At 58.6% G+C, this 21,333-nt stretch carries 22 protein-coding genes; 19 read left to right on the plus strand and 3 right to left on the minus strand.

The genetic code is table 11. The annotated features are described in order from the left end of the window. Nucleotides 1-5 precede the first annotated feature (5 nt). Nucleotides 6-647, minus strand: a complete 642-nt coding sequence (locus QEZ52_RS06175) for a CatB-related O-acetyltransferase (protein WP_406648655.1) — start codon at nt 645-647, stop codon at nt 6-8. Between the two features lies 1 nt (nt 648). After that, nucleotides 649-1,254, minus strand: a complete 606-nt coding sequence (locus QEZ52_RS06180; RefSeq protein ID WP_406648656.1) for a flavin reductase family protein — start codon at nt 1,252-1,254, stop codon at nt 649-651. A gap of 134 nt (nt 1,255-1,388) precedes the next feature. On the opposite strand from QEZ52_RS06180, the gene QEZ52_RS06185 reads away from it, so the two are divergent. The 5 genes from QEZ52_RS06185 to QEZ52_RS06205 all read left to right on the plus strand — a co-directional run bounded on the left by QEZ52_RS06185 (nt 1,389) and on the right by QEZ52_RS06205 (nt 4,430). After that, on the plus strand, nt 1,389-1,889 hold the full coding sequence (locus QEZ52_RS06185; protein ID WP_406648657.1) for a GNAT family N-acetyltransferase: 501 nt from the start codon (nt 1,389-1,391) through the stop codon (nt 1,887-1,889). A 58-nt stretch (nt 1,890-1,947) separates the two neighbouring features. Further along, on the plus strand, nt 1,948-2,712 hold the full coding sequence (locus tag QEZ52_RS06190) for an EcsC family protein (protein WP_406648658.1): 765 nt from the start codon (nt 1,948-1,950) through the stop codon (nt 2,710-2,712). A gap of 80 nt (nt 2,713-2,792) precedes the next feature. Then, complete coding sequence (locus QEZ52_RS06195; RefSeq protein WP_406648660.1) at nt 2,793-3,242, plus strand: NUDIX hydrolase; 450 nt, start codon at nt 2,793-2,795, stop codon at nt 3,240-3,242. A gap of 51 nt (nt 3,243-3,293) precedes the next feature. Continuing rightward, the gene (locus QEZ52_RS06200; protein ID WP_406648662.1) at nt 3,294-3,788 is read left to right on the plus strand and encodes a DUF1178 family protein; all 495 of its coding nucleotides are present in this window, start codon (nt 3,294-3,296) and stop codon (nt 3,786-3,788) included. Between the two features lie 3 nt (nt 3,789-3,791). Then, entirely contained in the window at nt 3,792-4,430 is a 639-nt protein-coding gene (locus QEZ52_RS06205) for an SDR family NAD(P)-dependent oxidoreductase (RefSeq protein WP_406648665.1), read from the plus strand. A gap of 6 nt (nt 4,431-4,436) precedes the next feature. On the opposite strand, the gene QEZ52_RS06210 is transcribed toward QEZ52_RS06205, so the two are convergent. After that, on the minus strand, nt 4,437-4,790 hold the full coding sequence (locus QEZ52_RS06210) for a hypothetical protein (RefSeq protein ID WP_406648667.1): 354 nt from the start codon (nt 4,788-4,790) through the stop codon (nt 4,437-4,439). A gap of 191 nt (nt 4,791-4,981) precedes the next feature. On the opposite strand from QEZ52_RS06210, the gene QEZ52_RS06215 reads away from it, so the two are divergent. The 14 genes from QEZ52_RS06215 (at nt 4,982) to QEZ52_RS06280 (ending at nt 21,250) form a co-directional block, all read left to right on the plus strand. After that, on the plus strand, nt 4,982-6,220 hold the full coding sequence (locus QEZ52_RS06215; RefSeq protein ID WP_406648668.1) for an aspartate kinase: 1,239 nt from the start codon (nt 4,982-4,984) through the stop codon (nt 6,218-6,220). A 44-nt stretch (nt 6,221-6,264) separates the two neighbouring features. Further along, the gene (gene ptsP / locus QEZ52_RS06220; RefSeq protein WP_406648670.1) at nt 6,265-8,508 is read left to right on the plus strand and encodes a phosphoenolpyruvate--protein phosphotransferase; all 2,244 of its coding nucleotides are present in this window, start codon (nt 6,265-6,267) and stop codon (nt 8,506-8,508) included. Nucleotides 8,509-9,349: 841 nt separating this feature from the next. Continuing rightward, the gene (locus QEZ52_RS06225; protein WP_406648671.1) at nt 9,350-10,366 is read left to right on the plus strand and encodes a TRAP transporter substrate-binding protein; all 1,017 of its coding nucleotides are present in this window, start codon (nt 9,350-9,352) and stop codon (nt 10,364-10,366) included. A 53-nt stretch (nt 10,367-10,419) separates the two neighbouring features. Continuing rightward, the gene (locus tag QEZ52_RS06230) at nt 10,420-10,920 is read left to right on the plus strand and encodes a TRAP transporter small permease (protein ID WP_406648673.1); all 501 of its coding nucleotides are present in this window, start codon (nt 10,420-10,422) and stop codon (nt 10,918-10,920) included. Next, nucleotides 10,913-12,226 (plus strand): TRAP transporter large permease, encoded by a 1,314-nt coding sequence (locus tag QEZ52_RS06235; protein WP_406648675.1) that lies wholly within the window; start codon nt 10,913-10,915, stop codon nt 12,224-12,226. The genes QEZ52_RS06230 and QEZ52_RS06235 overlap by 8 nt, the downstream gene beginning before the upstream one ends. 37 nt (nt 12,227-12,263) lie before the next feature. Further along, complete coding sequence (locus tag QEZ52_RS06240; RefSeq protein WP_406648676.1) at nt 12,264-12,737, plus strand: MarR family winged helix-turn-helix transcriptional regulator; 474 nt, start codon at nt 12,264-12,266, stop codon at nt 12,735-12,737. Between the two features lie 181 nt (nt 12,738-12,918). Beyond that, nucleotides 12,919-13,866, plus strand: a complete 948-nt coding sequence (locus QEZ52_RS06245; RefSeq protein ID WP_406648677.1) for a PDR/VanB family oxidoreductase — start codon at nt 12,919-12,921, stop codon at nt 13,864-13,866. 40 nt (nt 13,867-13,906) lie between these two features. Further along, entirely contained in the window at nt 13,907-15,247 is a 1,341-nt protein-coding gene (locus QEZ52_RS06250; protein WP_406648678.1) for an aromatic ring-hydroxylating dioxygenase subunit alpha, read from the plus strand. Then, nucleotides 15,244-15,723 (plus strand): aromatic-ring-hydroxylating dioxygenase subunit beta, encoded by a 480-nt coding sequence (locus QEZ52_RS06255; protein ID WP_406648679.1) that lies wholly within the window; start codon nt 15,244-15,246, stop codon nt 15,721-15,723. Before QEZ52_RS06250 ends, QEZ52_RS06255 begins: the two co-directional genes overlap by 4 nt. Next, nucleotides 15,720-17,348, plus strand: coding sequence for an AMP-binding protein (locus QEZ52_RS06260; RefSeq protein ID WP_406648680.1), 1,629 nt, complete (start codon nt 15,720-15,722; stop codon nt 17,346-17,348). The genes QEZ52_RS06255 and QEZ52_RS06260 overlap by 4 nt, the downstream gene beginning before the upstream one ends. Then, nucleotides 17,345-18,514: a thiolase family protein gene (locus QEZ52_RS06265; protein WP_406648682.1), complete on the plus strand. Its 1,170-nt coding sequence runs from the start codon at nt 17,345-17,347 to the stop codon at nt 18,512-18,514. Before QEZ52_RS06260 ends, QEZ52_RS06265 begins: the two co-directional genes overlap by 4 nt. Continuing rightward, entirely contained in the window at nt 18,511-19,755 is a 1,245-nt protein-coding gene (locus QEZ52_RS06270; RefSeq protein WP_406648683.1) for an SDR family NAD(P)-dependent oxidoreductase, read from the plus strand. Before QEZ52_RS06265 ends, QEZ52_RS06270 begins: the two co-directional genes overlap by 4 nt. After that, nucleotides 19,752-20,528 (plus strand): cyclase family protein, encoded by a 777-nt coding sequence (locus QEZ52_RS06275; protein ID WP_406648684.1) that lies wholly within the window; start codon nt 19,752-19,754, stop codon nt 20,526-20,528. The genes QEZ52_RS06270 and QEZ52_RS06275 overlap by 4 nt, the downstream gene beginning before the upstream one ends. Further along, on the plus strand, nt 20,525-21,250 hold the full coding sequence (locus QEZ52_RS06280; protein WP_406648685.1) for an SDR family NAD(P)-dependent oxidoreductase: 726 nt from the start codon (nt 20,525-20,527) through the stop codon (nt 21,248-21,250). The genes QEZ52_RS06275 and QEZ52_RS06280 overlap by 4 nt, the downstream gene beginning before the upstream one ends. The last annotated feature ends 83 nt before the right edge of the window (nt 21,251-21,333 follow it).

The following is a 21,333-nucleotide window of genomic DNA, read 5'->3' on the forward strand; positions in this document are numbered from 1 at the left end:
AGCCGTCAGTCTGGTGCCAGAGATTCCAAGGTATCAATGTCATCGCCCAGCAGGGCGGTTTGGGCCTGCTTCAGACGCTCATCCGGCCAGTCCCACCAAGCCAGAGTTTGAAGGCGGGCGATCTTGTCCGGGGTAAATCGGAACCGCGCGACCTGCGCGGGGTTGCCCGTCACGATGCCATAGGGCGGTATCGTCCCACGTACAACCGAGCCTGCGCCAATGATCGCGCCGTTGCCAATGTTGGCACCGGGCAGGATCAAGGCACCATAGCCGACCCAGACGTCATGACCGATCACCGTGTCACGGGTGTCGGGTTGATAGCTGGTCATTTGCGTCGGGTCGAACACTGGGAACGGATAGCAGGTCAACCCGTCCTGTGCGTGATTGGCCGAAGCGGTAATGAACCGGACTCCATGGGCGATCTGGCAGAACCTGCCGATCCGCAAGGTTTCGCGCGAGGTTGGAAACAGATAAGGGGCGAGATGGCAGGCCCAATCTGCAGGTGGGTCGAAGTCCGAGGCATATGTATAATCCCCAACACAGAATCGCGGGTGATCCACGACCCGCGCCAACATCACCGTTCCGGCATGGGCGTTGCCGTCGGGCAAGGTGATGGGATGTGGCAGATGCGGGTCGGGTAAGGGCATGTCAATCGTCTGGGCGGCTGAGGGAAAAGAGATCTGTCACAACGCTGTAGTCGCGATAGCCCAGGCGGGCCAGGGGCTGAAACGTCGTGACGTCGAACCGGCCATCAACGATGCAATTGTCGCGCAGGTGAATGCCCACCACTTCCCCAAACACCACGCGATTGGCCGCGCCCGGCAGGGTGACGATCTGGGTCAGCTTGCATTCCAACGCGGCAGGGGCACCCCCGACCCGGGCGCAATTGATCGTCTGGCAGTCTACGGCCTCTAATCCGGCATGGTCGAATTCATCGACATCGCGCGGCAAGATGCCCGAACTGGCGTTCATTGCGTCACGCATCGCGTATTCGACGACATTGACGCAGAACACGCCGGTGGCCTCGATATTTGCGGCGCTGTCCTTGGTTCCGTCCTGGTCTTCCTTGGTGCCCGTGGTCGCGAACATCACCTGAGGCGGGGTATAGGCCACGCCGTTGAAGAAGGAGTAGGGTGCCAGATTGTTCACGCCCTCGGCCGAACGAGTCGAGATCCAGCCAATTGGTCGCGGGGTGATGATGGCATTGAACGGATTATGGGGCAGGCCGTGGCCGTCCTCGGGGCGGTAGAACATGTATTTCTCCTGTCGGGTGTCCCCAAGGGGTAGAGGAAATGTCCGGGAAGTCAAACTTCGCGGTTTGCCCATGGCGCACGCACATGTTAGGGCGGATTTCACCAGTTTGAATTACAAAGGCGCGGGACACCAAGGTGATCGAGCTCTTACCGGAACAGGCCGACGATTGGTGGGAGGTCGAAGCACTGTATGACCTGTGCTTTGCTCCTGGCCGCGAGGCATTGTCGTCTTATCGTCTGCGCGATGATGTGCCTCAGGTCGAAGGCCTCAGCCAGGTCGCCCGCGACGAGCAGGGCATTCTGGCCGGGGCGATCCGGTTCTGGCCGGTGATGGTCGGGCCGCATCCGGCGCTGTTATTGGGACCTGTGGCAATCCACCCCACGCACCAAGGCGAGGGGTTGGGCGGATCGCTCATCCGGGATTCTCTGGCCAAGGCGCAGGAAACTGGCTGGAAACGCTGTATGCTGGTTGGTGACGAACCCTATTACTCAAGGTTCGGATTTACCAAATTGGAGGGGGTGGAAATGCCGCCGCCAACCAACCCCAATCGGGTGTTGGGTTTTGATTTGTGTGATGGGGCCTGGGACGGCGTTCGTGGGCAGGTGAACCGGTGGCAGGCGATGGAACGGCCTTGAACCGGCGGGCCCGAGACCCGATGTTACTATCTGTGGATTCAAGGCCCGGGGAAATCATATGAACGAGATTCTGGACGCTGTCCCGGTATTGAACCGGACCGAAGCAGAGCAGGCGTTGGATCAGCTGGCCCAACGCTATCGCGCGGCTGGCGGGGCCGGTGTCAAGATTGTCAACCTGGTGGGGACCCAAGCCGAGAACCTGTTGGACCGTTTGCCTGATTCCGTGCGTACGGGATTGGGAACCGCGACCGAGCAGGCGCTGACGCTGGCTGTCGAGGCCGCAGGCAAATCCCGCAATGTGATAGCCGATCAACCCGCCTGGCTGAACACGGCGATGAGTTCGGTTCTGGGAGCAGCTGGTGGGTTTTCCGGGCTGCCGGGCACGATGGTGGAGCTGCCCGCGACTGTCACGCTGTTGATGCGATCGGTTCAGGGGGTGGCAGCCGAACACGGTTTTGATCCCGACGCCGAAAGCGTCAAGTTCGATTGCGTTCGGGTGTTCGCGGACGGCGGGCCGCTCAGTCACGATGACGGGAGCGATCTGGGTTTCATCTCTGTACGGGTCAGCCTGAGCGGCGTCGCGATGAAAAAGCTGATCGCAACGGTGGCTCCGAAATTGGCTGTGGTTCTGGGGCAAAAGCTGGCGGCCCAGACTGTGCCGGTTCTGGGCGCGATGTCGGGAGCGGCCGTGAACTATGTCTATACCGACTATTACCAGCAGATCGCTCAGGTGCATTTCGGGTTGCGCCGTCTGGCAATTGATGCGGATATCAGCCACGACGAATTGGTCAACGGGTTGCGTCTGAGATTGGGCAAATCCTGACACCAAATCGGGGCAGGGTTCATGTCCCTGTCACACTGAGGCGACACAAAGAATAAAAGCTGTGTAGACAGAGGCATATCATGGCAGAAGAGCCACGGAAATTACCCGAGCAATATGGGGCCCTGTGCTATCGCTGCGGCATCGATGGGGTCGAGATCCTGCTGGTCAGTTCGCGCAAGTCAGGCCATTGGATTGCGCCCAAGGGAAACCCGTCACGCGGGTTGGAGCCGATGACAACTGCTGTGCATGAAGCCTGGGAAGAAGCCGGGGTGCGGGGGGCGCTCACCGGCGAAGACGTCGGATCCTATTTGGGGGTTCGATCGCGGGCGGGTCGCGAAGAACAGGTTCGTGTTCATCTGTTCCCTTTGCGAGTCGATGTCATGGCTGCGGATTTTCCCGAGGAACCGTACCGCCGACGCCGCTGGTTTCGACAGCATGACGCGGCGGATGCAGTGCACAATCCGGGTCTGGCCCGGATAATGCGAGACTTCGTTGCACCCGAGGTAACCTCTCTGTCGCAAGCCTCTTGAATTCGGCGGCTCCGGGCTATCTAATCGGCACTCCGGTAAGTGAGCCTGACAATGATTCAATATGCTTTGAAATGTGCCGACGGCCACAGCTTTGACAGCTGGTTCCAATCTGCTGCGGCCTACGACAAGTTGGCCAAGGCCGGGATGGTGTCCTGTGCTGTCTGCGGGTCCAGCACTGTGGAAAAGGCGATCATGACACCCCGGGTTCGTCCGGCGCGGTCCGCGACATCCGGGATCGGTGACGCCGGACAGGGGACAGCGCCAACCGCCCCCCCCGTACCAGATACCCCGGCGAAACCCGCCGGCCCGCTAAGCGCACCGGCCAGTGCTGCGGAGCAGGCCGTGGCCGATATGCGTCGCAAGGTCGAAGAGAATTCGGATTATGTGGGCAAGAATTTTGTCAACGAAGCCCGGGCCATGCATTTGGGCGATTCTCCTGAACGTTCGATTTATGGCGAAGCCAAACTGGACGATGCCAAGGCGCTGATCGAAGAGGGTGTCCCGGTGATGCCCTTGCCGTTTATGCCTAACCGAAAGACGAACTGACCCATGCATATTGTGATCACAGGTGCCAATCGTGGCATCGGACAGGCCCTGGCCGCGCGGTATCGCGACGCTGGACATGAGGTCACAGGCACCGCGCGTGACAGCAGCGAAGCGGTGACGCTGGATGTGACCGATCCGGACGCGCAGGCAACGATGGCCGAGATGCTGAAGGGTCGTCCAGTGGATTTGCTGGTCTGCAATGCCGGTGTTTATCTGGATAAAGGACAGAGCATCGACGGCTATCCAGCCGACATGTGGGCCCAGAGCTTTGCTGCAAATGTCACCGGAGTGTTTCTGACGGTTCAGGCGCTGTTGCCAAACCTGAAGGTAGCTCGCGGCAAGGTGGCAATCATTTCATCGCAGATGGCGTCGCATACACGGGCACCCGGCGGGAGCTATATCTATCGCGCCTCCAAGGCGGCGGCGCTGAATCTGGGGCGCAATCTGGCAACGGACCTGAAACCCGATGGGATTAGCGTCGGGATCTACCACCCCGGTTGGGTGCAGACCGATATGGGCGGCGGTGCAGCCGACATAGCGGTCGATCAGGCCACGGGTGGTCTGGTCGACAGATTTGCAGAGCTTGCTCTGGACACCACCGGGTGTTTCCAGACCTGGGATGGACAGGACCACCCGTACTGAGTCGACCTATTGCGCAGCAATGGCCGCGGCAGGGACTTCGATGACCTCGCCGGGGTCGATATGGATGATCAAGGTGTCGCCTTGCATCTGTGTCGACATGCGCGATGTCGAGTCTGTAGAGCTGGCTTTGCCGTCCTTGAAATAAACCCGGCGGGTGTCGCCTGTGGGCAGCAGAACGGCCAGTGTCATGGTGCCATCGCTACGGCGGCGCAGTTCTGCGTGACACTTCGATATGGATGAGCCCTGTGATGCGCAGGGGACGGTGCCCAATGCGTTCTTGCCGTCGGTTCCGGCAAGAGTTGCCTCTTCTGCCATGGCAGAAGTGGCGGCAAGGGCGAGGGCGGCAACAAGAAAGCGCATGACATATCCTAGCAATTGAACTGAATTCCACCCCAAAGTGTCAGCCGCGGGCGCAGGTGTAAAGCAACGTTGCGTGGCTGACGCAGGGTAAGGGTTCTGGCTCTGTGGCGGCTTTGTCCACTTGCTCTTGCTGCCCCCCTGACTTATGAGGCACGCAACCTATATTCTCAGGCGCGGAGACCTTTGACCCCATGCCAACACTTGTGATGAAATTTGGTGGCACGTCGGTTGCCAACCTGGACCGAATTCGCCGCGCGGCCAAACGCGTTGGCGTCGAAGTTGCCAAAGGCTATGACGTGATCGTCATTGTGTCCGCCATGTCCGGTAAAACGAACGAATTGGTGGGCTGGGTGAATGAAACCTCGCCGCTGTATGATGCCCGCGAATATGATGCGGTTGTGTCGTCAGGCGAAAATGTCACCGCTGGCCTGATGGCATTGACGTTGCAGGAAATGGATGTGCCCGCCCGCAGTTGGCAGGGATGGCAAGTGCCCCTGATCACCACATCCGCCCACAGCCAGGCCCGGATCGAAGAAATCCCCCCGGAAAACATCAATGCCAAATTTGCCGAAGGCATGCGCGTGGCAGTGATTGCCGGGTTTCAGGGTATCAGCCCCGAAGGCCGGATCACCACCCTGGGACGTGGCGGCTCCGACACAACGGCGGTTGCCTTTGCTGCGGCATTCGGTGCCGAACGCTGTGATATCTACACCGACGTGGACGGGGTTTACACAACCGATCCTCGGATTTGCGACAAGGCCCGCAAGCTGGACAAGATCGCATTTGAAGAAATGCTGGAGCTGGCTAGCTTGGGTGCCAAGGTGCTGCAGACCCGCTCGGTTGAACTGGCGATGCGCTACAAGGTAAAGCTGCGCGTTTTGTCGAGCTTTGAGGAACAATCGGACGAGGCCGGAACTCTGGTCTGCGACGAGGAGGAAATCATGGAATCCAATGTTGTGGCCGGTGTGGCCTATTCCCGCGACGAAGCCCAAATGACCCTGATCTCGGTCGCGGACCGACCGGGCATCGCGGCCATCATCTTTACCGCGCTGTCCGAGGGCGGCGTGAACGTGGATATGATCGTTCAGAACATTTCGGAAGAGGGTCGCACCGATATGACCTTCTCGTGCCCCACCGACCAGGTGACCCGCGCAGAAAAAGCGTTGCTGGAAATCAAAGACGCTGGCGAGCTGAATTATGCGGAACTGGACGCCGATACCAATGTCGCAAAGGTTTCTGTCGTGGGAATCGGCATGCGAAGCCAATCTGGCGTGGCCGCAAAGATGTTCAAGGTGCTCTCGGATGAGGGGATCAATATCAAGGTCATTACAACCTCTGAGATCAAGATTTCCGTGTTGATTGATCGGAAATACATGGAACTTGCGGTTCAGGCACTGCATGATGCGTTTGAATTGGACAAGGCGGCCTGATTTCCTTTGGGACGCCTGACACCGGAACCGCGTGGACAGGGCCCATGGTTGACAGTACCGAGACCGAGAGCCGCAAACTGTTGCGGCGGCTGCGCGAAGCCATGGCCAGCGACGAAGCGGGTCAGGCGCGGCTGGACAGTATTACCCATCTGATCGCTGACAGCATGGGGGCCGAAGTGTGTTCGGTCTATTTGTTCCGCGATCACGAAACGCTGGAACTTTGCGCCACCGAAGGTCTTGCTGCCGAGTCGGTGCACCAGACCCGTTTGCGTTTGGGCGAAGGGCTGGTTGGCCGGGTCGCGAAATACCAGAAGGTCATCAACACGCCGGATGCGCCATCTGCAAAAGGATTCCGGTTCATGCCGGAAACCGGGGAAGAAAAATATTCTTCGTTCCTCGGGATTCCAATCCAGAGACTGGGCGAAACGCTGGGTGTTCTGGTGGTCCAAAGCCGCGATGCCCGTGTGTACTCTGCTGACGAAGTCTATGGTCTCGAAGTGGTGGCCATGGTTATTGCCGAAATGACCGAGCTTGGTGCCTTTGTCGGAGAAGGCGCGGCCCTGTCGCCGCTGCACCAGCAATCTGTCCTGCTGCGTGGGGGCACAGCCCAGGAAGGCGCAGCCGAAGGCCACGTCTGGTTGCATGAACCTCGCGTCGTTGTCACCAATCCGATTGCGGACGACCCCGACAAGGAACGTGAACGGCTCGACACGGCGATCGAACAGCTGCGTGTCGGTGTCGACAAGATGTTGGAGATGTCCCAGAACGGGGACAAGGAGCAGCTTCAAGTTCTTGAAGCCTATCGCATGTTTGCCAATTCCAAAGGTTGGCTGAGACGCATGGAAGAGGATATTTCCCGCGGACTCAGCGCCGAAGCCGCGGTGGAAAAGGAACAATCCCAAGCCCGTGCCCGGATGAGCCAGGTCACGGATTCCTACCTTCGGGAACGTCTGGCAGATCTGGATGATTTGTCCAATCGTTTGCTGCGGATCCTGACCGGTCAGGGGGCGACTGCCGGTGCTGAGCTGCCGCCGGATCCCATTCTGATTGCTCGCAACATTGGTCCAGGGGATCTTTTGGAATACGGGCGGTCGCTCAAGGGGATCGTGCTCGAAGAAGGCTCGGTCGGGTCACATGCCGCAATCGTGGCGCGGGCTCTGGCTATTCCCTTGGTCGTTCATGCCGAACGGATCACAACCGAGGCCTTGAACGGCGACCACATCATGGTGGATGGCGATCAGGGCGTGGTGCATCTGCGCCCCGATGAAACCGTCGTTAAAGCCTTTCGGGACAAAATCGCGATGCAGGCCCAAGCCCAGGAGCGCTATGGGTCGATCCGCGAAAAACCTGCTGTAACCCTGGACGGGAAAAGGGTGAATCTGGTCATGAACGCAGGTCTGATGGCGGACCTGCCGTCGCTGGACAGTTCTGGTGCCGAAGGGGTGGGGTTGTTTCGAACCGAACTGCAATTTCTGGTCCGTAACAAGATGCCCAAACGTTCGGAACTGGTCGCGCTTTATGCCCGGGTTCTGGATGCGGCACATGGCAAGCGGGTGGTGTTTCGTACGCTGGATATCGGGTCGGACAAGGTGTTGCCCTATATGAAGGCGACAGATGAACCGAACCCAGCATTGGGCTGGCGGGCCATTCGTGTCGGTCTGGACAAACCTGGCGTGATGCGGATGCAGTTGCAGGCGCTGATGCGGGCAGCCAATGGGCGGCCATTGACCATTATGTTTCCCTTTGTCGCTCAGTTCGAAGAGTACCGCGCAGCCAAAGCCGAGGTCGACAAAAGCCTGGAGCGGGAACGCATCCTGGGACACCCGCTGCCGGAAAGTCTGGAAATTGGGGCAATGCTAGAGACCCCATCCTTGGCTTTTGCTCCGCAGAAGTTTTTTGAAGAGGTTGGGTTCCTGTCGATCGGGGGCAATGATTTAAAACAATTCTTCTTTGCCGCTGACCGTGAAAATGAACGTGTGCGCCGACGCTATGACACGTTGAACGTAAGTTTCCTGACCTTTATCGAACGGATCGTAGAGCGCTGCAATGCAACTGGGACGCCGTTGAGTTTTTGTGGCGAGGATGCAGGCCGACCGATCGAAGCCCTCTGTCTGGCTGCCATTGGCATTCGCAGTCTTTCCATGCGCCCGGCGTCAATTGGACCTGTTAAGTCTTTGCTTTTGCGCTCTAACCTGGACGAAGTCCGACGTGTCATCGGCGAGGCCAGGAACAGGGGCGAACAATCGGTCCGGGCGTCGGTTGTCGACTATCTTCGGAATGCAGGCTAGGCGGCTTGCGGGCCGCGTGCGCCCAGTTCAGCCTTTCTGGTCGATCTTGTCCAAAAATTTACGATCTTGGGATCATCTGGGCGTCTAGGTGCGCTACCGCTTGCAGATGTCGGGGATCCGCAGGTTATCCCCAACAAATGTTCAGGCTCGCCTTCTGAAATGCAGAGTATTGAGCGGGTGCCTATCCGTGTGACGATAATCAAAACTCTGCTTTATTTGAGAGATGGTCGCTTAGTTAGGTATGAAAGTATTCTTTTATTGATATTTTTGCAATTTGCGGGTGCGGACGTGATCCTTTGGCGTTTCCTGTGTTTTTCCAAGGGCGCATTGAATTTATCCACAGAGAGCGGTTGATCCTTTCTACGGCGTTTGCGCGTCGACCAATGATATTCAGTCACCTGGGGCGTAGGGTCAGACCGCGAGCGCAATGGGTGATCTTTGAGCTTTTGATCACAAGTAATCCACAGGTTAATCACAGGAGGAATGTGCTTTTACATACAGGAACAACAACGAAAATCCAAATTATCCACTGACTGAAATTTGCGACGTCCCTGCGCCGTCGCTCCCATACCCAGCCCTGTTTCGCTGAAGGTGAACTGGCCAGAAGTTTAAGAACGGTTTTTGGTGATTTGCTTTGCAACGGGGCCGACCTGTTCCGTTTGCGGGAGCGTCACAAGAGCTTTTACTGTTAGCGCTCTGTTAATCCGTTCTTTTCTAATTCGCCCCCCTTGGAGCAAAGAAAAATGTTCCCAAGCACGGGAGAAAAATATATATGAAAAATTATACAATTTTGAATGTTCTCGGAAAACCGGGACGACTTGGACCTTTTGGGAGGTATGACATGAACAAATTTGCCAAGCTTCTGGCCAGCACGGTGATTGCCGTGGGCGCAGCCGTGGGCAGCCTTGCGGCCGAAACCAAGGTGACGGTTTCGACCTGGTTGCCACCAACCCATCCCATCAATACGCAAATGTTGCAGGGGCTCATCGACATGATGGGCGAAGCAACAGGTGGGGAGATCACTGGCGAGTTGAAACACGGTCTGGCTCCTCCACCGGCGCAGATGGATCTGGTGATGGACGGCGCGGCCGATATGACCATCATTTTTCACGGCTATCAGCCGGGCCGCTTTGTCGGCACCAAGCTGATCGAAATTCCGGGGTATGAAGGCAACGCCGAAGCAGCATCAGTCGCCTATTGGCGTGTGCACGAGGCGCATTTGGCGCAGTTGAACGAACACCGTGGGGTCAAGTTGGTTGCGTTGAACACCCATGGGCCCGGTCAGATACATTCGAACAAAACCGTCGAATCCCTGGCCGACCTGCAAGGGTTGAAAACCCGTTTGGGCGGCGGTGTTTCAGCAGATGTCGGAGCCGAGTTGGGCCTGATCGGCATTCAGGTGCCTGCCCCAAAGGTGTACGAGACCCTGTCGTCGGGTGCCGCAGATGCTGTTGCCATGAACATCGGGGAACGCACCGGTTTCAAGCTCAACGAAGTAGCTAAGAACGTCTATGAAATGCCCGGTGGCTTTTATCGTGGATCATTCGCCGTGCTGATGAGCCAGGAAAAATTTGATTCGCTTCCCGCCGACGTTCAAAAGGCGCTGGACGACAACGTATTTGGCGAGCCGGCCAGCCGCATGATGGGCGCAGTCTGGGACAGCCATGACGCCAAGGCGCGCGCTGCGACCGAAGCCACGCCAGACAACAGGATCGTGACAGCCTCGGCCGAGGATCAGGCGGCATTTGCGGAAATGGCGACCCGGATTCAGGCTAAAATTCTCGCCGAGCTCGCCGAGGCCGGTGTTGACGCCGAAGCCGCCCGCGCAATGGTCATCCAGGACATGGCTGCCAATTGAATCGAACGGAACGGCCCGGATCTGATCCGGGCCATCTTTGGACCGGATTTCGCATGCCCCGAATTTTGAACCTGGTGTTTCGTTTGCCCGTGGCGCTGGCGTCGCTGGCATTATTCCTGCTGATGGCGATGACGTTTGCGGACGTGATCCTGCGGTCTGCGTTCAATGCACCGATCGAGGCCGCGACCGAGCTGACCCGCCTGTTAATGGCGTTGATCGTTTTCTCGGCACTGCCGATGATTTCATTTCAGGGCCATCATATTGCTGTTGACCTGCTGGATGGGCTGTTTGCCCGGTTCCGGTTGGAGCGGGCCCGCGATGTTGCGATCAGCCTGATGTGTGGGGGGATGCTTTTTTGGCCGGCGAACCGGATGATTGATCTGGCCGAACGGGCGCGCAGCTATGGCGATCAAACTGAATACCTCAATATTCCAACCTATTACATCGGCTGGTTCATAGCGATTTCCGCCTTTGTGACCGCGGCGGCGCTGATTTTACGTGGCGGTGCGCTGGCCTTGGGACGGGATCCAGAACAAATGGTGCGACATGACTGAATCTCTGATCGGGTTTGCTGCCGTTCTGGTGCTGGTCCTGCTGCGCATGCCGATTGCATTCGCCATGGGGCTGGTCGGCATGGTGGGCTATATGATCGAAACCTCCTATCGCGGGGCGATTTCGATGGTGGGACGGCTGATCATCGACACCAGTCAGGACTATGGCCTGTCGGTGGTGCCGTTGTTCGTGCTGATGGGGCTACTGGTGAACAAAAGCGGTATCAGCCGCGAGCTTTATCAGGTGTCGAACGCCTTTCTGGGACACTTGCGCGGCGGGCTGGCGATGGCCACGGTGGTGGCCTGTGGAGGGTTTGCAGCGATCTGCGGCTCTTCGTTGGCGACGGCGGCGACCATGTCCAAGGTCGCGATGCCCGAGATGCGCAAATACGGCTATGCGGACAGCCTGTCGACCGCGTCGATTGCGGCGGGGGGCACGCTGGGCATTCTGATCCCGCCGTCGGTCATTCTGGTGATCTATGGCCTGCTGACAGAAACTTCGATCGGCAAGCTGTTCATCGCGGGTATTGTTCCGGGGATCATGGGGATCCTGTTCTATCTGCTGGCGGTGCGGTTCACCGTGGCGCGCAATCCTGACGCCGGGCCGGCAGGACCGCGCACCGATTGGGCCGGTCGCATCACAGCGCTAAAGGGTGTCTGGGCGGTGCTGCTGCTGTTCGGCCTGGTGATCGGTGGGCTGTACGGGGCGCTGGATTTCTGGCCGCTGCACCTGGCATTTTCCCCGACCGAGGCCGCCGGGATGGGCGCGGCGGGTGCCTTTCTGATTGCGCTGGCGCGAGGAAGCCTGAGTTTTGCGGCCCTGCGCGAGGTGCTGTCGGAAACCGCAACGACCACCGCCTCGCTGTTTTCGGTGCTGATCGGGGCCTGGGTGTTTTCGAATTTCGTCAATATCGCGGGCCTGCCCGAGGCACTGCAAGGCGGGGTGACGTCGATGGGGCTCAGCCCTTGGATGGTCATGGCGATGATTGTCCTGATCTATGTGGTGCTTGGCTGTGTGTTTGAAAGCCTTTCGATGCTGTTGCTCACCGTGCCAATTTTCTTTCCGCTGGTGACTGGATTGGGATTTGACCCCGTCTGGTTCGGGATCATTGTTGTGGTCGTGACCGAGATCAGCCTGATCACGCCGCCTGTGGGGTTGAATGTGTTCATTCTCAAAGGTGTCGTCGGAGATGTCTCGACCGGAACCATCTTTCGGGGTGTGACGCCGTTCTGGGTTGTGGATATTCTTCGTCTGCTGCTGCTGTTGGCGATCCCGGGGCTGGTGTTGTTTCTGCCGTCCTTTCTGTAATAGGGCGGTTCTACAGATCTGAACTGAGGGGAATGACATGTCCGAAACACGCGATGTTCCAGGCGCGCCCGACCGGCCCGAACGTCTCGGGCAATTGGCCTCCTATCTGCTGAACCGCATCATCCATCGCTATAATCAAACGCTTCAGGGCGAGTTGAAACAAAAAGGTGTCACCACGATCACCATGCGCACCGTGGTGTCGCTCAAAATCTATGGTGAACTCACGGTGAACGAACTCTGTGTGCACGCCATTGCGGAACAACCCACCATGAGCCGCACCCTGGACAAAATGGAGGGCGAAGGCCTGATCGCGCGCGAGATCAGTGACAAGGACCAGCGTGTCCGCGTGATTCGCCTGACAGATGTCGGCCACGAATTCTATGACCGCATCTGGCCGGTGATGACCGATGCCAACGAGGCCTTGCTCAAGGAGGTCAGCCCCGAAGACCGTGCCCATCTCATGCGGATCTTGATGCAAATCCTTGGGAATATTCGTCAAAACCCGTTCTGACTGGCACCGCTGGGGTTTCTTTCTGGTAAAAAATACCTCGGGGTGAATGGGGCCTTCAGGCCCCAGAGGGGCAGCGCCCCAAGATACAGCGGGTCTATTTCAACGGATTGCGCAGAGGTGCCATATTGATGCTTGACGCAGTTAATATGAAAATTCATATTAACTGGAAAGGGAGCGCATCGTGACACTGAAACTGACTTTGCTCGACAAGACACCTGTGACGGACTCTATTTCCCTGTTTCGCTTTGCGCCGGCGGATGGCGAAGAGCTGTCAGGCTACGCCGCAGGCGCACATGTGGATTTCGATATGGGCGCACCCGGATTGCGATCCTATTCATTGATCGATTTCGTTGCGCCATCCGGGGGCCCAGACACCTACAGTGTGGCCGTTCAGCGCGAAGACAAGGGGCAGGGCGGATCTGTGGCGATGCATGCGCTTACCCTTGGGGCGCAGGTGTCTGTCAGTTTGCCCAAGAACGATTTCGCACTTCACGACGGGGATGCTCCGGCGGTGCTATTGGCGGGGGGGATCGGGGTCACGCCCATCATTTCCTTTGCGGCCGAACTGACCCGGCGTGGGACCGAATTCTCGCTGCACTATGCGACCCGAAGTGCAGCGGTCTCGGCCTTTGGGGACGTCCTGCGGGATCGGTTTGGCGCGCAATTGCAACAGTGGCATGATGATTGCACGCCGATTGATCTGGGGCGAGTGATTGGATCGGCTCCACAGGGGGCGCATGTATATTGTTGCGGCCCCAAGGGCATGATCGACGCGGTGCGTGCACAATGTGAAACTTTGGGAATTCCCGGTGACCATGTGCATTTTGAATTGTTCACCACACCGCAGGCACAATCCGGGGATCAGCCGTTCGAAGTCGAGATTTCCAGCACGGGCCAGGTCTTTGACATCCCAGCTGACAAAACCATTGTTGATGTGCTCGAAGAGGCGGGCGTTGACGTGATATTCGACTGTCAGCGTGGCGATTGCGGGATTTGTCAGACCGACGTCCTGGAAGGGGAGCCGGATCATCGCGACGTGGTTCTGTCCGATGCGGAACGGGCCGCCGGAAATGTCATGCAGATCTGCGTCAGCCGGGCCAAATCGGCGCGCTTGGTTCTGGATCTCTAGAAAGCACGCGATCCACACGATTATTATGGGAGAGGCACATATGGGAAAATACAGCGATAACCCTGCCGCTGTGGCCGCGTTGGTACAGCCACATCAGGTGCACAAGGATACCTATATCGACGCAGAAATTTATCAGTTGGAGATGCGTCACCTGTTTTCAAGTACGTGGGTTTTTGTCGGTCACGACAGCCAGACCCCGACCAAGGGGGACTACTTTACCACTCAGGTCGGTGATCAGCCTGTGATCATGGTGCGTCATTCGGACAATGAAATCCATGTTCTCTATAATCGCTGCCCCCACAAGGGCACCAAGATTGCCATTGATCGCAGCGGCAATACGGGCAAGTTCTTTCGCTGCCCCTATCATGCGTGGAGCTTCAAGACCAACGGCTGCCTGTTGGCGATCCCGCTAAAGAAGGGCTATGCCCAGACAGAATTCAACGACAGCGAAAGCGCCAAAGGCATGCAGCCAGTGGGCGCGGTGCACAATCACCGGGGCTTTGTCTTTGCCCGGCTGGCGGTTGAGGGGATTTCGTTCGAGGCGTTCTTTGGCGACAGCCTCAGCTCGCTCGACAATATGGTGGACCGCAGCCCCGACGGTCGGCTGGAGGTCGCCGGGCCGCCGCTGCGCTATATGCATCAATGCAACTGGAAGATGCTGGTCGATAATCAGACCGACACCTGCCATCCGATGGTGGCGCATGAAAGCAGCGCGGGCACTGCGGTGAAGTTGTTCGACGCGGCGAATTGGCCCGAGGACAAACCCAAACCCGTCGCGATGGAGATCATCGCCCCCTTCATGAGCCCTTATGAGTTCTTTGAGGATATGGGCATCCGCACCTGGCCCAATGGTCATGGTCACACCGGGGTACATCACTCAATCCATTCCGATTACAGCGCCATCCCAGGTTATCACGACGCGATGAATGAAACCTATGGTTCTGAAAAGGCGGCGGAAATCCTGGGCGAAAACCGTCACAACACGGTCTACTTCCCCAACATCATGATCAAGGGGCCGATCCAGCAACTGCGCAACTTCATCCCGATGGGACCGGACAAGACATTGGTGGAAAGCTATATCTATCGCCTGGTCGGCGCGCCCGATCAACTGCTGGCGCGCACCGCGATGTACAACCGCATGATCAACGCGCCGACGTCGATTGTGGGGCATGACGATCTGGAAATGTATGAACGTGCCCAGGAGGGGCTGCATTCGCAAGGCTCGGACTGGATCAACATCCAGCGGCTTTATGAGGGTGAAGAGGATATGAGCGTCGAAGCGGTGGAAAACGGCACCACCGAACGCCAGATGCGCAATCAATTCGATGCCTGGAGCCGCTTCATGACCATGTCCATGCCCAATTCGGAGGCCGCGGAATGAGCATCACGCGCGACGATATCATCGACTTCATCTACACCGAGGCGCGAATGCTGGACGAGGGGCGGTATTCCGAATGGTTGGACCTGTGGCTGGAGGACGGGCATTACTGGATGCCATTGGATTACAAACAGGCCGACCCGCATCTGGTGACTTCGCTGCTGTATGAGGACAATTTCATGCTGCGACTGCGGGTTGAACGGCTGAACGGGGAACGCACATTCAGCCAGAAACCCAAAAGCCGCTGTCATCATGTGATCCAACGTCCATTTGTCGATGAGTTCGACGTCGAGGCCGGGCATTTCGTGACCAACACGTCAATGCATTATGTAGAAACCCGGCTGGACGAACAATTCCTGTTGGCGCTGACCGCCACGCACGAACTGAAGTTGGTCGATGGCCGGCTGAGGATCGCAAACAAGCGGGTGGATCTTTTGAATTCCGATGCTGCCTTTGGCAACATTCAGCTTTTGCCATGATGCCATCAGAAGCACCGAATGTTTACAGGGCGTTGCAGAACGCAGCAGGCCAGTGGCCGGGTCGTCCTTTGCTGAATGTTCTGCCATCCGTGGCGCAGGTCTATGATATTGATCCTGGGCAGATTAGTTTCTCTAATGCGTTGACACGTGTGGACCATTGGGCGGAGCGCCTGCAATCTGCGGGATACACGTCGGGTATGCGGGTCGCGGTGTTGCTGGAAAACAGGCCGGAATTCTTCTTGCTCTGGCTGGCATTGAACCGGTTAGGTGCGTCGATCGTGCCAATAAACCCGGACTTACGTGTGGCCGAGCTGGAGTACCTGATCGCCCACGCGGAACCGGCGTTGATTGTCACCATTGCGCCGCGTGTGGCCGAGCTTCAGGTGGCCGCGGACGCGGCAGAGGTGTCCGTTCAGGCGGTGACGCCAGATGACCGGTTGCCTCGGCCGCGCCGGAAGGCGACGGTTGCGACGTTGACAGGGGACGACATGTCTCGCGAAGCGGCGGTGCTTTATACCTCGGGCACGACCGGAAACCCAAAAGGCTGTGTGCTGTCCAATTCTTATTTTCTCGAGGTCGCTCGCTGGTACACATCGCTGGGCGGGATCGTATCTCTGTCAACTGACGGGGAACGTATGATTACCCCTCTTCCTATTTTTCACATGAACGCAATGGCTTATTCTTTTATGGCCATGCTGAGTGTGGGGGGATGCCTGACCGCATTGGACCGGTTTCACCCTTCGACCTGGTGGCAGGATGTGGCTGACAGTGGTGCCACCTGTCTGCACTACCTGGGCGTGATGCCGTCGATGTTGATGGGGGCGGCGCCCGCTCTGCAGGATCGGGCGCATAGGGTGCGGTTTGGCTTTGGCGCAGGCGTTGATCCCAAGTTACAGGCCGCGTTCGAGGACCGGTTTGGTTTTCCTTTGATGGAGGCCTGGGCGATGACCGAAACCGGGGCTGGCGCGGTGATTTCTGCGCATGAATTGGATCGGTTGATCGGGCGGTCCGCTTTGGGTCGCGTGCCTGACTGGCTGGACGTCCGATTGATCGACGAAGATGGACGGGATGTGCCTGAGGGCGCGCCGGGAGAGTTGTTGGTGCGGCGCAAAGGCGATCAGCCGCGCCTTGGGTTTTTCAGCGAATACTACAAGAACCCGTCGGCCACTGCCGAGGCCTGGGAGGGAGGATGGTTTCACACCGGGGATATCGTGCGCAGGGGCGAGGGGGGCAACATGTTCTTTGTCGACCGGCGCAAGAATGTGATCCGCAGGTCGGGTGAAAACATCGCTGCTGTCGAAGTGGAATCGATCCTGATGCGCCATCCGCAGGTTCGTGCGGCGGGCGTCGCGGCTGTGCCGGATCCAATCCGGGGGGATGAGGTCTTTGCCTGTCTCTCCGTCGATGACCCCACGCCTGAAACCGCGCAGGCCATCACCAAATGGGCGCTGGGCCAAATGGCCTATTACAAGGTGCCGGGGTTCATCGCCTTTGTCGATCAGCTGCCACTGACCGCCACCCACAAGATTCAACGCAAGGCGCTGAAGGAGCTGGCTTTGCAATTGCGCGACGATACAGCCACAGTGACACTCACCCATCTCAAGAAAAGGCAGGTCGTCGCATGAGACCCCGCCAATCCTATGACGGCGTGGCCCTGGTCGCGCCTTTTTCGACGCCGTACCAGCGGTATTCTATCGAAACTGCCCATTGGTGGATCGCGCGTGCGCTGCGCGGATCATTGCAGGCGGCGGGTTTGAAACCTGCCGATCTGGACGGGTTTTGCGCGGCGTCTTTTACGCTGTTTCCCGACACGGCGGTGGGGTTGACCCAGCATCTGGGCCTGTGTCCACGTTGGCTGGATCATATCCCGATGGGCGGGGCCTCGGGCGTGGTGGCATTGCGCCGGGCGGCGCGCGCGGTGCAGGCAGGGGATGCGGATATCGTGGCCTGCGTGGCGGGGGACACCAACCATATCGACAGTTTCCGCTCGCTGTTATCGTCGTTCAGCCGGTTCGCGATGGATGCCTCATACCCTTATGGCTATGGCGGCCCGAATGCGAATTTCGCCTTGTTGACCGACCGCTACATACAGGAATACGGCGCGACGCGGGCCGATTTCGGACGGATTGCCGTGGCACAGCGGGCCAATGCGCTGCACAATCCGGGCGCGGTGATGAAGAAACCGCTGACGCTGGATCAATACCTGGACGCGCGACCCATCGCCGATCCTATTGCGCTGTTTGACTGTGTCATGCCCTGTGCGGGCGGCGAGGCATTTCTGGTCATGACGGTGGAAGAGGCCGAGCGGAGAAACCTGCCATATGCCCGCATTGCCGGTGCCATCGAACGTCACAACGCCCATGCAGACGACCCGATCCAATTGCGCGGCGGTTGGACGCTGGACATTGATGAACTCTATTCCATGGCCAACAGCGGGCCGGATCAGATGGATCTGGTGCAGACTTATGATGATTATCCGGTGATCTCGATGTTGCAGATCGAGGACCTTGGATTTTGCGCCAAGGGCGAAGGGCCGGATTTTCTGAAGGACAAGGATATGACCATCACCGGGGATTTCCCGCATAACACCTCTGGCGGGCAGCTGTCTGCCGGTCAGGCCGGGGCGGCGGGCGGTTTCATCGGGCTGGTCGAAGCGATCCGTCAGGTGACAGGAAGGGCAGGGCCGACACAGGTCAAGGGCGCGAAACGGGCATTGGTGTCTGGCTTTGGCATGATCAACTATGATCGGGGTGTCTGTTCCAGCGCCGCCATTCTGGAGGGCGCGGCATGACAACGCCTCTGACACCTCCGCCAAAGAAGAACCCGCAGAAACGCACGCTCAGCCCGACCCGCCCGCCAGAGATGCGGTCGCGCGCCGCTATGGGGCTGAGCGCAGCAGCTGCCGAGGGGCGGTTCATGTTGCAGCACTGCGCCGAATGTGGCGCGGTGCAATACCCGCCGCGTGATGCCTGTTGCCAGTGTCTCGGCACGGACCTGCCCTGGCGCGACACCGCGCCCGAAGGAGAGCTGCTTGCAGAGACCACCATTCGCACCTCGACCAACCTCTATTTCCGCGAACGCGCGCCATGGCGCACGGGATCGGTGCGGTTAGATGCGGGGCCGGTGATCATTTGCCACGTGCATGGTGATGTGGTGCCCCGGTCGCGGGTGCGGTTGTGGAACCGCCTGGACCGGTCGGGGCAGGGGGTAATTCTGGCGGTGCCAGAAGAAAGGACACCCAATATGGAAGACGACCCGCAACTGCGCGCGCTGGGCAGCGATCCCAAACACCGTCGGGTGTTGATCACCGACGGGCGCAACCCGAATACACCGGCGCTGGTCAAGGCGCTGCAACGGGCCGGGGCCAGCATGATTTTTGTCGGGGAAAGCGAACGCTGGCGACCCAATCCGAACCGCGCGGCGCTGGAGGGTGTTGAAATCCTGCCGTTGGACGTGACCGATACGGCGTCGGTCGTGGAGCTGGCCGGTGAGATCGGGGGCAAGACCGATATCCTGATCAACAACGCCCGTTTCATTCGCCCAGGAGGCGTGATGGGCCGTGGAGACACCGCCTTTGCCCGTGACGAGATGGAAGTGAATTACCTTGGCCTCATGCGGCTGGCGCAGGCCTTTGGTCCCGGCATGTGTGACCGAACGGCTGATGGCGTAAATTCGGCGGTGGCATGGGTTAACATTCTGTCGGCTCACGCAATCATGCCGACGCCAGATTTCGGCTGTTTCTCTGCGTCCAATGCGGCAGCGCTGAACCTGTCGCAGACATTGCGGGGCGAATTCCGTCGTTCTGGATTGCGGTTGATGACCGTGTTTGTCGGCCCGACCGAAGATGATTGGCACCAACCACTGCCGCCACCAAAGGTGCTGCCCGATGGCATTGCGCGATCCGTGGTGCAGGGGTTGCGCGATGGGTTGGAGGATGTTTGGTGCGGTGATGTGGCTAAGGAATTGATCGAACGATTCAGAGCGGGTGCAAAGGTTCTGGAACGGGAAATGACCATGGGAGGTCCGGAATGAGCACCCTAAGCGATCTGGCTGTGAAACTGACCTCGGGTGATGTGCGCGTGATCGACCTGACCCACACGTTGGACCCGGACTTCCCGGTGATCATCCTGCCGCCCGAATTTGGCCAATGCGCCCGATTTCGGATGGAGGAGGTCAGTGCCTATGATCATCGCGGGCCTGCATGGAAGTGGCATAATATTTCGATGTCAGAGCATACCGGCACCCATTTTGACGCGCCGGTTCACTGGATATCCGGTCGTGATGTCCCAAATGGCGCGGTGGATGAAATTGACCCCGCTGCCTTTGTCGGCTCGGTGGTGGTGATTGATTGCTCTGAGGGTGCCGCAGAGGATGAAGATTTTGAGCTGACACCTGCGGTGATCGAAGCCTGGGAGTCGGAGCACGGGCAAATCCCGGCAGGGGCCTGGGTTTTGATGCGCACCGACTGGTCGAAACGGCGCGGGGCCGCGTATCTGAACATGCGCGATGACGGGGCGCATTCTCCGGGGCCAACGCCCGACGCGATCCGGATGCTGGTGGAACAGCGTGATATTCGCGGGTTTGGCACCGAAACTGTTGGTACGGATGCGGGGCAGGGCGCACATTATACGCCGCCATATCCGGCGCACTACATCCTGCATGGGGCAGGGAAATACGGTCTGCAATGTCTGGCCAATCTGGATCAATTGCCCGCGACGGGTGCCGTGCTGATGGCTGCACCATTGAAAATCAAAAACGGCACCGGCAGCCCCCTGCGTGTGCTGGCCATGGTGGAGAACACATGAGTTACACAGCGGTCATTACCGGTGCCTCCAAGGGGATTGGTCTGGATCTGGCGCAACGCCTGCTGGAGAAGGGCTATACCGTGATCTCCATCGCGCGCAATGCGCCCCAGGGGTTCACGCATTCGCAGTTCCATACGGTCAAAGCGGATCTGTTGGATACTGACGCGGTTGCCGGTGTGGCGCAACAGATCGCAACCGATCACGACGTTTCGCATTTCGTGCATAACGCCGGGCTGATCTGGCCCAATCCGATTGAAGAGGCGAAACCGGATGACCTATTGGGCTTGACCCAGTTGCACCTGGGATCGGCCCTGACCCTGACGCAGGCGTTTTTGCCTGCGATGAAAGCGCGTCGGTTTGGGCGCATCCTGTTCAACGGGTCGCGGGCGGCGCTGGGCGTGCCGACACGCACCGCCTATTCCGCGACCAAGGCGGGGATGGTGGGGATGGCGCGGACCTGGGCGCTTGAGCTGGCCCCACATGGAATAACCGTTAATGTTGTAGCACCCGGCCCGGTGCAAACCGATAATTTCTGGGGCATCATTCCCAAAGGGTCGAAACGCGAGACGGCATTGGCCGATCGGATTCCCGTGGGCCGGTTGGGCACAACACGTGATATTTCAAATGCATTCCTTTACTTTTGCGACCCGGAAAACGGATTTGTCACCGGGCAGACATTGTATGTCTGCGGAGGGGCCAGCGTGTCATCTACCTCATTGTAAACATGCCTGAATCCCGGTTTTCACAGTGTCTGATCTGGCTCTGGGTTCAGGTGGGTATATCAAGGGAGAGCGAAAATATTTCA

This window comes from Aliisedimentitalea scapharcae (assembly GCF_045277565.1).
Taxonomy (GTDB): domain Bacteria; phylum Pseudomonadota; class Alphaproteobacteria; order Rhodobacterales; family Rhodobacteraceae; genus Aliisedimentitalea; species Aliisedimentitalea scapharcae.